The sequence below is a fragment of the Micromonospora fluostatini genome, from assembly GCF_050410825.1.
Lineage (GTDB): Bacteria > Actinomycetota > Actinomycetes > Mycobacteriales > Micromonosporaceae > Micromonospora > Micromonospora rosaria.
In genome coordinates this window covers 7,261,138-7,273,655 of sequence record NZ_CP191251.1, presented here as the reverse complement: position 1 = coordinate 7,273,655, position 12,518 = coordinate 7,261,138, and the positions used below count along the sequence as shown (strand labels likewise).

The following is a 12,518-nucleotide window of genomic DNA, read 5'->3' as shown; positions in this document are numbered from 1 at the left end:
ACCCACCACCGCCCGGACGGCGGTACCCTCTTGGCGCGACACGCACGCCGCGCGCCCGTAGCTCAGCGGATAGAGCAGGGGACTTCTAATCCCAAGGCCGCAGGTTCGAATCCTGCCGGGCGCACTGCCACTTCTCCGATCTGACTGGCTCGCGTGGGGCTATTCGTGGTGCGAGCGCGCTACGGTGGCCGCGTGGCAGCCTCGAACGGACGCACCAAGCGCCAGCGCGGCGAGATCGAAACCCTCCCCAGCGGGTCACTGCGCGTGAAGGTCTATGCCGGTGTCGATCCGATCAGCGGCAAGCGGCACTACCTGACTGAGACGATCCCCGCCGGTCGCACCGCCGCCAAGGAAGCCGAGAAGGCGCGTACGCGACTGCTGGCCCAGGTGGACGAGCGGCGCAACCCGCGCACCCGCGCCACCCTCGACCAACTTCTAGACCGGTGGCTTGAGGTAGCCGACATCGAGGCCACCACCCGCATGGGTTACGTCAACAAGCTCAACAAGCACGTACGACCGGTGCTCGGCAAGCTGTCGGTCGGCCGACTCGACGCCGAAACGTTGGAGTCGTTCTACGCGAGCCTGCGCCGCTGCAGAGACTGGTGCGGCGGCAAGACGTACGTGAAGCACCGCGTAGCAGGTGAGCACACCTGCACCGCGAAATGCCGCCCGCACGTCTGCAAGCCACTCAGCGCGTCGTCTGTGCGCCAGGTTCACTGGATTCTCAGTGGAGCCCTCAGCCGTGCGGTTCGGTGGCGTTGGATCGCCGTCAACCCAGCCGGGCAGGCCGAGCCGCCCGCACCACCGCACCCCGACCCGCAGCCACCGAACCCTGCCGACGCGGCCCGCATCATCAACGAGGCATGGCGCGACCCGGACTGGGGCGCGCTGGTCTGGCTCGCCATGACAACCGGTGCCCGACGCGGTGAGCTGTGTGCGCTGCGCTGGCAGCATCTCGACCTGGCCGCCGGTGTGCTGACGCTTCGCCGTAGCGCCTACCTCGATGAGAACGGCGAGCTGCGAGAGAAGGACACCAAGACACACCAGCAGAGGCGGGTTGCGCTCGACCCAGAGACGATCGAGGTGCTGCGCGAGCTGAACGGCCGGCACCTTGACCGCCTGGCGCAGCTCGACGCGGACGCCGACCCTGCCGACTACGTCTTCTCCCCCGAGCCGGACAACAGCCGTGGCTACCGGCCCGACACCATCACGCAGCGGTATGGCCGGCTCGCCACCCGGCTCGGGATCGACAGCCACATCCACTCCCTACGGCACTACTCGGCTACCGAACTGATCAACGCTGGAGTCGACGTGCGGACGGTCGCGGGTCGGCTCGGCCACGGCGGCGGTGGGACGACAACGCTCAGGGTTTACGCCGCCTGGCTGTCGGAGTCGGACCAGCGGGCCGCCCGGACGCTGGCTGCTCGAATGCCGCCTCGGCCAGTCGGGCCGACTCAACGGACTGCGGCGCACAGTCCGTACCAAGCGATTGCCGCCGAACTGCGCGAGCTGATCGCCATTGGTCGGCTTCGGCCTGGCGACCAACTTCCCACGGTTGCCGAACTCGCTGTGACGCATGGCGTCGCGGTTGGTACCGCTCACCGAGCTGTGGGCCTCTTGGTATCAGAGGGATTGGTAAGCGTTGCCCGAGGCCGCCGAGCCACCGTCGCGGGTGTCTGAGCTGAGCATTACGGGATCAGAACCGAAAACCGACGATCTACGGAATCAAGTTCTACCGGCGAAACCACTTCTCTCGGTATCGATCGCTCTTCCCCTGCTGCCCGCTGACGGCCAACGGACCAGATGCGGACCGCTGACCTACTGGCGACCGAAACTGTGTCCGAGCCTGGCACTTAGAAACGCCAACGTGGCGGGCAGTCGTGGATTTCGGCCCGCCTTGGCCCGCATCCTTGCACGACCGTGCGGGGTGCTCGCCTGTCGCATTGATGACACGTGACGCCACAACGCGCACTGCCGCAGGATCATGTGCCCCGGAAGACGAATTTCGCCCAGAATTGCCCCCATTGCTAGGCATTGCTCACGTCCACCCATCGGCGTACATTGCCTGGTCTGACATAACGCGAAGTCACGGGAGGCGGAGACAGAAAGTGGCGAAGCACGCGTTTGCGGTTTATGGACTCAAGGTTGCTCCTCGCATGCACCCTGAGAATAAAGTCGACGTCGCAAACATTGACGGCAACGGTCTGTCCGTCGCGCATCTAGCGCGCGGATTCTTGGCCTCGATCCGCGATAGCCCGTTCACCGACGACCGCTACCAACAGTACTTTTCCGTCAACGACATCTCACCCGCCGGCCAGCAGGTCCGCTTCACTGCGGGCTACGGAGGCTACGGCCAAGAAGGGGAGATGATTAACGTCAAGAACCATGAAACCACGCACAAGTTTGCTAGAGACGAGTCTGCAACCGTTCTTTCTCGAAACATGCTGGTCGTACCCGACAAGGGCGATACCGCCCTCTATTTCGCTGAGCGCTACGGCGGACGCGGATCAGCCAGCTTCTTTCTTAGGCAGATGAAGGCAGCTTTTCGACGACGAATGCTCAACGAGCAATTGATTCTCCACCACGAAAGCCTGATCGACCATCAGGCTTGGAGCGAGTACCTGCAACGTGCGAAGTTGACGGGTGTGCAAGTAGTTCGATATGGGATATCTAGTGACATCGCGGAAGGAGTCAGCGCCGATGTTGTCGGTCGCCTGCGGTATGAAGTAAAGCCGAGGCGAGGCGCTGCCGGGCTCGGGCAGCGCCTCAAGGATCTACTGCTGTCCAAGGAGGTGAAGGCCCAGCAGATACTCGGACTCAGTGCCGAGCTAGAGAAGGACGAAACGCGCCTTGACCTGGACGACGGCAACCAGCAACGCCAACTGATCATTGGCAGAGAGGAGCCACCAGCGTTGGCCTACCTCATTCCATACAAGGGGGACGGACGGCCAACCGATGACGTCGTCTTCGGCGCGATGGAGCGCGTGGTACCAGTGCTGATGCAACAGCTCGGGATGGAAATTTCTTCCAACTGGAACAAGGGCGCATGGAGCGCAGATCAACTTAACGTGAGAATGGGGGCGGTCCGTGGCGACTAAGTGGTCGGTCAGGCCACTCGTAACCAATCATCTCAAGACTCTGGTTGATCAGCGGACGGACAAGGCCCGCGTCACCGACTACTTGACTTTCTACGGGCTTCCTCTTGTCCTCGGAGCAGTCGCCTACTTCACCGGTTTTCGACTAAGAGGCGTGGAGGGTCTACTGTCCGGCGTGTCGGTCTTTACCGCACTGCTCTTTGGCCTCCTAGTCCACGTGTTTACGCTTGGTCTTCGCGTTACGGACGATCCTCGCGTTCCAAAGGGAAGCCGCACGTCGAAGCTCGTGGATCAACTTGTGAGCAACGTCGCCTACGCAGTCTTGGCGGGAATCATGGCGACGGCGGTATTGATGGTTGCGGTTAGCACTACCGAAAAGGATCGACCACTCGGCGTTCTCATCAGCGCAATCGTAGTTGCACTCTTGGTTCATTTGCTGTTGACGATCTTTATGGCCCTGAAGAGAACACAAGCCGCATATACAGCCTTCCGTTCCTGAGCTGGAAATTCTCCTCGGGCAGCACCAGCAGACGGGCTGCGGGCGGCCCGCCGCGCTTGCGCGGCGCGCCTTGACCAGAGCAAGTGCCCGATTGGGCAACTGATCGCCTGATAGGCATGATGTTCGTATGCGATTGCTCGTGCTCGGCGGAACCTGGTTCGTGGGCCACGCGATCGTCACAGCCGCGATCGATGCAGGTTGGGAGGTGACCACGTTCAACCGAGGCACCTCGGACCCGCATCTAGAGGCCGTACGGACTATCCGGGGAGACCGGACTTGCCCGAGAGACATAGCTGGCCTCGCTGCCGCCGGCCCCTGGGGCGCCGTGGTCGACACCTCGGGTTACGTACCGAGCAACACACTTTCCGTCGCCCGCACGCTCGCGCCCACCGCCGGCCGCTACGTCTTCATGTCGACGGTCAGCGTCTACCGCGACTGGCCGGTCAAACCGCTGAGCGAGCGAGCCCAGGTGCTCTACTGCCCACCAGACAGCGGCCCGGACTACGGCACCGACACTGAGGACGGACCAACCCGCTACGGCTACCAGAAGGCCGGATGCGAGGCAGCGGCGGTCGCTGCGTTCGGTGTGGACCGGACGACGATTCTGCGGCCCGGTGTGGTGCTTGGTCCCCGTGAGTACGTCGGCCGCCTGCCCTGGTGGCTGCGCCGCGTGGCCGCCGGTGGCGAGGTGTTGGCGCCGGGATCCCCCGACCGGACCATTCAGCCAGTCGACGTACGCGACCTGGCCGCGTTCACGCTGCACACCATCACTGAGCAACTGTCCGGCCCGTTCAACGTCTGCGCCCCGGTAGACGGCGCGACCTTCGGCGACATGCTGACTGAGTGCGCCCACGTCACTCGATCCGATCCGTCCTTTACCTGGGTACCCAACGATGCTCTGCTTAGGTACGGCGTACGCCAATGGTCGGAGCTGCCGCTGTGGCGCACCTTCGACGGCGTGTGGCGGGTCGACACGAGCGCCGCGCAGGCCGCCGGGCTTCGGTGTCGACCGCTGGCCGAGACGGTGCGCGACACCTGGCGGTGGATGATGGAGAGCGGCGAGGTCAGCGCCCACGATCGAGCCGCCGAGATTGGGATCAGCCGAGAGAAGGAAGGACAGGTGTTGGACGCCTGGCGACGGTCAGGTGAGCGGACGGGCTGAGGTTTCCGACAGCCACACCGAGATGCGCTCGGCGAGCTGGCCCGCTTCCGCGTCGCCGTCCCATGGGGCCTCGCCGAGTAGCCGCTCGATCCGTGAGAGCCGACCAGTCAAGGAGACGTTGCGCTTCTGAGGTGGCAGGCCCAAGACGGTACGCAGCGTCTCCGCCGCCCCGTCCTTGTCTCGCATGTAGAGGTGCGCCGCGGCCACGTCGATGTGCGTGCCGTTGATCTGCGAGTACGGCCGGCGGGCCGCTGGCAGCGACTCGTACACCCGCAGTGCATCTCGGGCGTACCTCGCCGCCTGCTCACCGTTGCGGAGATCAAGCCACGCGGCAGCGGCGCAAGCTGCGGCCCGCGCGTCTCCGAAGGCGAACTCACCGCCGATAGAGGTCGCGAGTTCGTCGGGCTGGCTCTCCGCCGAGTCCCTGTCTCGCCTAGCCGCTTCAAGGACAGCGGCTACCGATGCAGAGTCACCGAGCAGGGCATGAGAGCGAGACGCGATGTAGCGCAGCCTCAGTTTCGGCTCACCGTCCGGTGCCGCCCGCATCGCCCGAGCAAAGTAGCTCAGGGCCGCATCCGGCTCGTTACGCCAGTTCGCCAGCGTCATTTGCAGGCCGTACGTCCATGCCTTCAGCGAGGCGTGTCCGGCTAGGTCGGCGTACTGGGTTGCCGCCCTGGCCAGCGCTGCCGACTCGTTCCAGTGCCCAAGGTCGAAGGCAGTGGACGCCATCAGCGACGTTCCCTGGCCGATGATGATGTACAGGTCCGCCAAGTCGAGTGGCCGGCGGGTTCGCTCGGCGAGCGTCCGCGCCTCGTCGCGTAGCCGCCGCGCGCTTGAAAACATGTCGAAGGCAGCCATCCCGCCCGACCGGGCCAAGAGCGCCATGTCCTGCTGCAATGCCTCGATGGAATCGTGCGGTACTCCGATGCTCGCCAGCAGCGAGTCATTTGCGATTGCGTCGGCAGCGTCGCTCACGAAATCAACAACACCGCCGCCGCTGCCGTTGCTTCCTTCACCGGTCGGCGTCCGGCTGATGCTCGCGACGAAGCGCGACCGCGCCGAGTCGGTGAGCCGGTCAAGTGCGGCGTTCAGCAGCTCTTGATTGGCGTTCCCGAGTACCGTGTCCGGCCGGCTGTGCCAGTAGGCGACGGTCCGCACCGCGATGCCGAGCCAACCGGCGAATCTCTCGTTGGTCATGCCACCGGCGGCCTGTAGCGAGCAGGCAAGACGTCCTGTCCACTGATCCACCGTCGCCACCGTGGTCCCCCGTGCATGTTGCATCGGATTGCCGCGCCGTTGCACTGGTCTTGCATGGGCGGATCGCCCGTCTTCGACTTCACTGGGTGCCAGCAAGCCAACACGAACGATAATCACAGACTACTGAGGAGAGTCCCGTGGCTAAACCCCTCGCCGCTCGGCAGGATCGCCCTCGTTTCCGGTCAGTCGCGGACACCGCAGCGATCCTCGGCATGTCGGAGGTGACTCTGTACCGCGCGATCCACGCCGGGCAATTCCCGGCCATCAAGGTCCGGGGGCGCTTCGTGATCCCCGTCCGCGCCATTGATGACATGGAAGAGACCGCGCTGACGCACGGCCTGGTCGACGCGAGTAGCTATGCACTGCGGGCCGCGAGCTAACCGGCCCGCTTCGGCCCCGGTGGCGCGGGCGGGATGTCGTGCTCTCGCGCCAGCTTTCGAATGTAGGCACTACTGAAGGGCGACAGCCGCTCAACCTCCGCCGGGCCGATGCCCGCCCGGAGAGCAGCAACCACTGCCGCCACCACCGTCTCACGCGCAGCCTCATGTGCCGCCTCGGTCCGCTGATACCGCTTCGTAGCTGCTGAGAGCACATCTCGCGCGTCGCTCATCGCACCAACATACCGCTACTCCCTTGCGCAACAGACCCGCGTATCGATACCGTGTTGCGCAACAAAGAAGCGCATCATCCGATGCGATCCGAGACTGGAAGGACACAAGGTGACCAGTTCCGACGACTTCCCCAGGTCCGAGCCGAGCACGACCGAGTTGGCCGAGATCGAGCGGGAGATGCCGCTGATCGACGCCGAGGTGCTGCTGCTCGACGCCCAGATCACTGTCTTGACCAGTAGCGGCAATCCGACCGACTTGGACTGGCAGCGGTTGCGCCGGGCACAGCGACGGGTGCTGCGGGAAGCCCGCGCGTTGCTGGCTGCCAAGCCCGAACTGGGAGGTAGGGCCGCGTGAGCCGCCGCTACCCCCTGCCCCGCCCTGCCGCTGACTCCCGTTTCACGTTGGGGCTGGTGCTGGATGTGGCTCAGGTGCTCGCTGAGCACGGCTATCCGTCGATAGCCGAGTCCTACGACGGGTGCGGTGTGGATCTGCTGGCCCTGCAACAAGTCCTGTTCTCGCTCATCTACGGCACTGACGTTTCGGAGGGACACCTGTCATGACCGCTCCCACGCTGTCGGCCTTTCCCCGGCCGGTCGAAGACCTGATCCCCGCCGCCCGCGACCTTGCCGACCGGCTGGGTGAGATCCCGTCGCGTAACCGCATCAAGAAGGAGCTGCGGGTGGGCGGCCCGAAAGCGGACGCGATCCTCGCCGCCCTTACCCGCACCGCCACCCCACCGGCCACCGAGCCCACCTCGGACCCGGCCGACACCACCCCGGACCCGATCGCCGACCCGGCCCCGGTGGCGGATTTGCCGCCGGTCGCCGACGACGTGCCGCCGGTCGTGTCGGGGCAGGTAGCACCCGTCGCAGACCTGGGCACCAACATCACGACGGAGGCGGTCCCGGTCGACTCGGCGGACAGCGGGCGGGCGGTGGTGTGGCCGGTGGTGCTGCTGGCCTTGCCCGCGTTCGTGGCGATCTGGTCCGGGTGGGTCGGACTCGGCGGACTCACCGGGTTCGGGGTGGTTCACCCGTTGCCGGGGATCTGGGACAGCTTCTCCATCAACTCGGCCATCACCCTGCCGATCGGGGTGGAGACGTACGGCGCGTACGCCCTCTACGTGTGGCTGTCCGGCCGGGTACCGGAGCGGGCGCGCCGGTTCGCGAAGTGGTCGGCCATCGCGTCGCTGTTGGTCGGCGCGCTCGGCCAGGTCGCCTACCACCTGTTGGAAGCGGCCGGGGTGACCTCGGCCCCGTGGTGGATCACCACCGCCGTCGCCTGTCTCCCGGTGGCGGTCCTCGGGATGGGTGCCGCTCTGGCGCACCTGGTCCGTTCGCACGACTAGTTACGCCCGGCGGCACAGCTCACGGCCTAGGAAACCCGCTGTGCCGCCGGCCCCCTACCGATCTGACGACCGTTGGAGGAACTCCCATCATGACGTCCCCCCACGATGACGACCGTATCGACTGGCACGCTGCCGAGCGCGACCTCACCGACAGTCCGGATGCGGAGGTGGTCGACCTCGACGCCGCCCGCGCCGCCCGCAACACCGACCCCGACGACGACGGTGGGGCGCTGCTGGTCGACTCCCCGGCCGCGCAGCGCTCACCGCGGTTCACCCTCGACGCCGTGCGTACCGGTCAGCGTCGCCCGATCCTGCCCGCCTGGCTGCGGTCGCGCGCCGAGCTGGTCGACATGATGCGGTGGGCGGTCGGGCACCTGCTGCACACCACCGCCTACCACCTCACCCGTCTGCCGAAGTACGTCGGCAAGCTCCCACTGCGCGCCCCCGCCGGGGCATGGCGACTCGCATCCGGTGCGACCCGGTGGGTGTTTGACTGGGAGGGTGAGCAGCTGCGGCAGGCCACGTCGCAGACCCGCGATGGTGAGCTGTATCTGAAGTTGTCGCGGCAGCGTGACCGGCGGGTGCGGTGGCGGGGCATCGTCGCCACCTTCACCCTCGCCATCTCCCTCACCGGCGGCCTGGCAATGGCATGGGCACCGACGTGGGCGCAATGGGCCGTTCCCGCCCTGCTCGTGACCCTGTGCGGGCTGGCCGGGCAGCCGGCCGATAAGCCGCTGCTCGACACCGCCGTGGTCGTCCCCCGCGTGGCCCGCCTGACCTCCGATGTGGTGGTGCGGGCGCTGGCCGTGCTCGGGATCTCCGGTATCAGCCAGGCCATCGCCAAGCAGGGCAGCAAGGCGATTGCGTTCACCGCGCCGATCACCCGCGACGGCCCCGGTTGGCGGGCCGACATCGACCTACCGCCCGGCGTCACCGCAGGGGACGTGATCGAACGGCGTGATCGGCTCGCCGCCGGTCTCACCCGCCCTCTCGGCTGTGTCTGGCCGGAAGGGCAGCCCGAGGTGCACCCCGGCCGGCTGCTGCTGTGGGTGGGCGATCAGGACATGGCCGCCACCCCCGCGAAGCCGTGGCCACTGCTCAAGACCACGGGCGGTTTCGACCTGGGGCGGCCGGTGCCGTTCGGCACCGACCCGCGCGGCCGGGTCATCTCCATCGACCTGCCCTACACCAACCTGCTGATCGGCTCGATCCCTGGCTACGGCAAGACCGCCGCGACGCAGGTTCCGGTGTTGGCTGCCGCGCTGGATCCGTACGCGGAGTTGTGGTGCTTCGACTTCAAGGGAACTGGCGGCCTCGACCCGCTGGAGAAGGTGTCCGCCCGGTATGCGTCGGGGCAGGACGACGACACCGCCGAGCAGGGCCTGGTGGCGTTGCGGGAGCTGCGCAAGGAATGCCAGCGCCGCGCCGCCGTCATCAAGGGACTCCCCAAAGCGGTCTGCCCGGACAACAAGGTCACCCCGGAACTCGCCCGCCGCAAGAAGTTGGGCTTGCACTGGCTCGTGGTCGCCCTCGATGAAGTGCAAGAGCTGTTCTCGCACGCGGAGTTCGGCAAGGAAGCCGGGGAACTGGCCGAGAAGGTCATCAAGCTCGGCCGCGCCCTGGGCGTGATCCTGATCGTGGCCACGCAGCGGCCGGACGCCAAGAGCCTGCCCACCGGGGTCAGCGCGAACGCGGGGACGCGGTTCTGCCTGCGGGTCATGGGCCAGATCGAGAACGACATGATCCTCGGCACCTCCGCGTATAAGAACGGCATCCGGGCGACCATGTTCGCCAAGAAGGACAAGGGCGTCGGCTACCTCGTCGGCGCGGCCGACGACGCGCAGATCGTCCGCACCTTCTACGTCGATGGCCCGACCGCCGAGAAGATCACCGACCGGGCACGCGCCCTGCGGGAAGCGGCCGGGACGCTGACCGGGCATGCCATCGGGCAGGTTGCGCCGACCCCGGCTGCCCGCCGGGACACGTTGCTGGACGACATCCTCACCGTGGTCCCGGCGACCGAGGCGAAGGTGTGGGCCGAGACCCTCACCGAGCGCCTGGCCGAGCTGAACCCCGAGGCGTACGGCGACCTCACCCGCGACCAGTTGACCGCCGCTCTCAGGCCCTACGGCATCACCACCGGGCAGGTGTGGGGCACCGACCCCGCCACCGGCAAGGGCGCCAACCGGCGCGGCATCGACCGGACCGACATCACCGACGCGGTGGCGGAGCGTAACAAGCGGCGGGGAGACAAAGCCGCCTAACCCGGACAGCCGTGGGTCGCTAGGTCTAGCGGCAGCCCCCGCTAGACCTAGCACCCCCGCTAGCAACCCATTCGATACCTGGCCAGCGCCCTAGTTCCTAGCGGCGCAAGCCCTCTGCACCCTGATTCCGGCTCGTGGAGGCATTTCGTGACGACCATCCTGCTGCTCGCTAGCCTCATCATCCTCGGTTACACAGCGTGCTACTTGACCGTCTGCGCCGTCTCGCCGTGGAGGCGCTGCCGCCGCTGCCGAGGTGCCCGTTACCACCGCACCACCATCGGCACCCGCCGCGACTGCCCCCGTTGCGACGGCACCGGCATCCGCGTCCGCGTCGGCCGCCGCCTCATCGACCACATCCGCGCCGAGTACCGCGACGGTCACCGATGACCGCCGGCCGTATCCAGCGCCGCCGCACCGCCGGGTGGCGGATGCCCCCCGGTGTCGTCTACGTCGGCCGTCCCACCCGCTGGGGCAACCCCTTCGGCCACAGCACGCGTGAAGGCCGCGCCGAAGCGATCGAGAGGTTCCGGCGGTGGGTCGCCGAGCGCCCCGAGTACGCGGCGGCTGCCCGCGTCGAGCTGGCCGGCAAGACCCTGGCCTGCTGGTGCCCGCTCGACCAGCCCTGCCACGCCGACGAACTGCTACGCATCGCCAACGAGGTGCCCCGATGACCGCCCGCGCCGTCGACCACACGCCGTGGTGCGGACGGGACCACCGCTGCGGCCTCGGCGAACACCGCTCCCCGGAAATCGTGGTCGACCTGTCCGGCCATGCCCGCGCCGTCCTCGTACGGGTCCGCACCGCCGCCGGCCGCGACCACGCCGAGGTGCGCGTCCGCGTCGCGCTCGCTCCCGGCGAGTCGGCCGCGCGCCGCCAGTTGGCCGGTCTGCTCGCCGACCTGCGGCACACCGTCACCCGCGCCGCCATCGCCGCCCGGCCCCGCCCGAGAAAGGCCACCCGATGACCACCACGACCGCACTCCGGTTCACCAACTCTCAGCGCGGCTACCTGATCGTCTGCGCACCCGTCCGACTCACCCCGGACGCACTGGCGCACTGCCCCTCCCGAAACGTCATCGGCCAGACCGACGCCGAGGGCAACCCGAGCAACGGCGCGCGGCTGATGCTCACTGCCGACCGGCACTGGGTTACCACCCCGGCCTGCCAGCCCGACCCCGAGCCCGACGACCCGCACGCCGGCCGCGGTTGGGCCGAGTACACCGCCGGGTGGGTCGACCACCTCGGCGCCCTGGCCTGCCCGACCTGCTTCCCATCGCAGGAGGCTGGCCGATGAGTTTGCGGGTGTTCTCCTACGGCGGTGGGGTGCAGTCCACCGCAGCCCTGGTCCTCGCCGCACAAGGTCGCATCGACTTCGGCGTGTTCCTCTTCGCCAACGTTGGTGACGACTCCGAAGACCCGGCCACCCTCGCCTACCTAGAGCGGTACGCCAAGCCGTACGCGGCGCTGCACGGCATCCAGCTCATCGAGCTGCACCGCCAGCGCCGCGACGGCACCCGCGAGACGCTGTACGGCAGATTGACAAAATCCGGTGGCCGGTCGCTGCCGATCCCGGTGCGCATGTCCAACGGCGCACCCGGCACCCGATCGTGCACGGCCGATTTCAAAATCAAGGTCATCGGCCGGCACCTCAAGGCTACCGGCGCGACCGCCGACAACCCGGCCACGGTCGGCGTCGGTATCAGCCTCGATGAGATCGAGCGGGTCAACAACCGTCGCGCCGAGCCGTACGAACGGCCCGTGTATCCGCTGCTCGACCACACACCGCCGCTGCGCCGCCACGACTGCGCCCGCATCATCGCCGCCGCCGGCCTACCAGTCCCGCCGAAGAGCGCATGTTGGTTCTGCCCATTCCGACGGCCCGCGACATGGGCCGAGACGCGCCGCGACCGACCCGAGCTGTTTCAGCGGGCATGTGACCTGGAAGCCCTGCTCAACCAGCGGCGCACCACGCTCGGCAAAGACCCGGTATGGCTGACCCGCTTCAACCGGCCCCTAGCCGACGCGGTCGGTATCGCACAGGACATGCTGCCCGGCTTCGACACCGACGACGCGCTGTGTGACAACGGCGCCTGCTTCACCTAGCAAGGCCATGACCGCCCCGGCCTGCCAGCACTGGATCGGCCCGGCGGCCCGCACCTGCGGCGCGGCCGAGGGTGTGCGCCCGTTCCTGCTAGGGCCACGCTGCCCGGCGCACACCCCGGCCGCCCTGGCAGGCCGCCCCGAACCCGAATCCACACCCATGCCCCGCCGACACACCGGCCC

15 protein-coding genes and 1 tRNA gene are annotated in these 12,518 nt (G+C 67.5%); 15 read left to right on the top strand and 1 reads right to left on the bottom strand.

Features of this window, described 5'->3' with window-relative positions:
• The first annotated feature begins 51 nt into the window (after positions 1-51).
• The 5 genes from ACQUFX_RS32520 (at position 52) to ACQUFX_RS32500 (ending at position 4,756) form a co-directional block, all read left to right on the top strand.
• Positions 52-124: transfer RNA gene (locus ACQUFX_RS32520), tRNA-Arg, on the top strand.
• Between the two features lie 68 nt (positions 125-192).
• Complete coding sequence (locus ACQUFX_RS32515; protein WP_428963939.1) at positions 193-1,680, top strand: tyrosine-type recombinase/integrase; 1,488 nt, start codon at positions 193-195, stop codon at positions 1,678-1,680.
• A gap of 428 nt (positions 1,681-2,108) precedes the next feature.
• The gene (locus ACQUFX_RS32510; protein WP_428963938.1) at positions 2,109-3,098 is read left to right on the top strand and encodes a hypothetical protein; all 990 of its coding nucleotides are present in this window, start codon (positions 2,109-2,111) and stop codon (positions 3,096-3,098) included.
• The gene (locus tag ACQUFX_RS32505) at positions 3,088-3,594 is read left to right on the top strand and encodes a hypothetical protein (RefSeq protein WP_428963937.1); all 507 of its coding nucleotides are present in this window, start codon (positions 3,088-3,090) and stop codon (positions 3,592-3,594) included. The genes ACQUFX_RS32510 and ACQUFX_RS32505 overlap by 11 nt, the downstream gene beginning before the upstream one ends.
• 127 nt (positions 3,595-3,721) lie before the next feature.
• A complete protein-coding gene (locus ACQUFX_RS32500; protein WP_428963936.1) occupies positions 3,722-4,756 on the top strand; it encodes an NAD-dependent epimerase/dehydratase family protein in 1,035 nt (344 codons plus the stop codon).
• Here the strand turns inward: ACQUFX_RS32500 and ACQUFX_RS32495 are convergent.
• On the bottom strand, positions 4,736-6,004 hold the full coding sequence (locus ACQUFX_RS32495) for a hypothetical protein (protein ID WP_428963935.1): 1,269 nt from the start codon (positions 6,002-6,004) through the stop codon (positions 4,736-4,738). The genes ACQUFX_RS32500 and ACQUFX_RS32495 overlap by 21 nt on opposite strands.
• A gap of 146 nt (positions 6,005-6,150) precedes the next feature.
• Between ACQUFX_RS32495 and ACQUFX_RS32490 the strand changes: the two genes are divergently transcribed.
• The 10 genes from ACQUFX_RS32490 to ACQUFX_RS32445 all read left to right on the top strand — a co-directional run bounded on the left by ACQUFX_RS32490 (position 6,151) and on the right by ACQUFX_RS32445 (position 12,338).
• Entirely contained in the window at positions 6,151-6,393 is a 243-nt protein-coding gene (locus ACQUFX_RS32490) for a helix-turn-helix domain-containing protein (protein ID WP_428963934.1), read from the top strand.
• 339 nt (positions 6,394-6,732) lie between these two features.
• Positions 6,733-6,978: a DUF6284 family protein gene (locus ACQUFX_RS32485; protein ID WP_428963933.1), complete on the top strand. Its 246-nt coding sequence runs from the start codon at positions 6,733-6,735 to the stop codon at positions 6,976-6,978.
• Positions 6,975-7,184, top strand: a complete 210-nt coding sequence (locus ACQUFX_RS32480; RefSeq protein WP_428963932.1) for a hypothetical protein — start codon at positions 6,975-6,977, stop codon at positions 7,182-7,184. Before ACQUFX_RS32485 ends, ACQUFX_RS32480 begins: the two co-directional genes overlap by 4 nt.
• The gene (locus ACQUFX_RS32475; protein WP_428963931.1) at positions 7,181-7,972 is read left to right on the top strand and encodes an ABC transporter permease; all 792 of its coding nucleotides are present in this window, start codon (positions 7,181-7,183) and stop codon (positions 7,970-7,972) included. Before ACQUFX_RS32480 ends, ACQUFX_RS32475 begins: the two co-directional genes overlap by 4 nt.
• 89 nt (positions 7,973-8,061) lie before the next feature.
• The gene (locus ACQUFX_RS32470) at positions 8,062-10,236 is read left to right on the top strand and encodes a P-loop NTPase family protein (RefSeq protein WP_428963930.1); all 2,175 of its coding nucleotides are present in this window, start codon (positions 8,062-8,064) and stop codon (positions 10,234-10,236) included.
• Positions 10,237-10,383: 147 nt separating this feature from the next.
• Positions 10,384-10,623 carry a hypothetical protein gene (locus tag ACQUFX_RS32465; RefSeq protein ID WP_428963929.1) on the top strand — a complete coding sequence of 80 codons (240 nt, stop codon included), beginning with the start codon at positions 10,384-10,386 and terminating at the stop codon, positions 10,621-10,623.
• Positions 10,620-10,907, top strand: coding sequence for a DUF4326 domain-containing protein (locus tag ACQUFX_RS32460; protein WP_428963928.1), 288 nt, complete (start codon positions 10,620-10,622; stop codon positions 10,905-10,907). Before ACQUFX_RS32465 ends, ACQUFX_RS32460 begins: the two co-directional genes overlap by 4 nt.
• The gene (locus tag ACQUFX_RS32455; protein WP_428963927.1) at positions 10,904-11,200 is read left to right on the top strand and encodes a hypothetical protein; all 297 of its coding nucleotides are present in this window, start codon (positions 10,904-10,906) and stop codon (positions 11,198-11,200) included. The genes ACQUFX_RS32460 and ACQUFX_RS32455 overlap by 4 nt, the downstream gene beginning before the upstream one ends.
• Entirely contained in the window at positions 11,197-11,529 is a 333-nt protein-coding gene (locus ACQUFX_RS32450; RefSeq protein ID WP_428963926.1) for a hypothetical protein, read from the top strand. Before ACQUFX_RS32455 ends, ACQUFX_RS32450 begins: the two co-directional genes overlap by 4 nt.
• The gene (locus tag ACQUFX_RS32445) at positions 11,526-12,338 is read left to right on the top strand and encodes a phosphoadenosine phosphosulfate reductase (protein WP_428963925.1); all 813 of its coding nucleotides are present in this window, start codon (positions 11,526-11,528) and stop codon (positions 12,336-12,338) included. Before ACQUFX_RS32450 ends, ACQUFX_RS32445 begins: the two co-directional genes overlap by 4 nt.
• Positions 12,339-12,518: the final 180 nt, after the last annotated feature.

What these genes read in the sequence shown, in the direction of transcription:
- ACQUFX_RS32500 (WP_428963936.1), top strand. Translation starts at nt 3,722, where the DNA reads ATGCGATTGCTCGTGCTCGGCGGAACCTGGTTCGTGGGCCACGCGATC.
- ACQUFX_RS32475 (WP_428963931.1), top strand. Translation starts at nt 7,181, where the DNA reads ATGACCGCTCCCACGCTGTCGGCCTTTCCCCGGCCGGTCGAAGACCTG.
- ACQUFX_RS32470 (WP_428963930.1), top strand. Translation starts at nt 8,062, where the DNA reads ATGACGTCCCCCCACGATGACGACCGTATCGACTGGCACGCTGCCGAG.
- ACQUFX_RS32460 (WP_428963928.1), top strand. Translation starts at nt 10,620, where the DNA reads ATGACCGCCGGCCGTATCCAGCGCCGCCGCACCGCCGGGTGGCGGATG.
- ACQUFX_RS32455 (WP_428963927.1), top strand. Translation starts at nt 10,904, where the DNA reads ATGACCGCCCGCGCCGTCGACCACACGCCGTGGTGCGGACGGGACCAC.
- ACQUFX_RS32450 (WP_428963926.1), top strand. Translation starts at nt 11,197, where the DNA reads ATGACCACCACGACCGCACTCCGGTTCACCAACTCTCAGCGCGGCTAC.
- ACQUFX_RS32445 (WP_428963925.1), top strand. Translation starts at nt 11,526, where the DNA reads ATGAGTTTGCGGGTGTTCTCCTACGGCGGTGGGGTGCAGTCCACCGCA.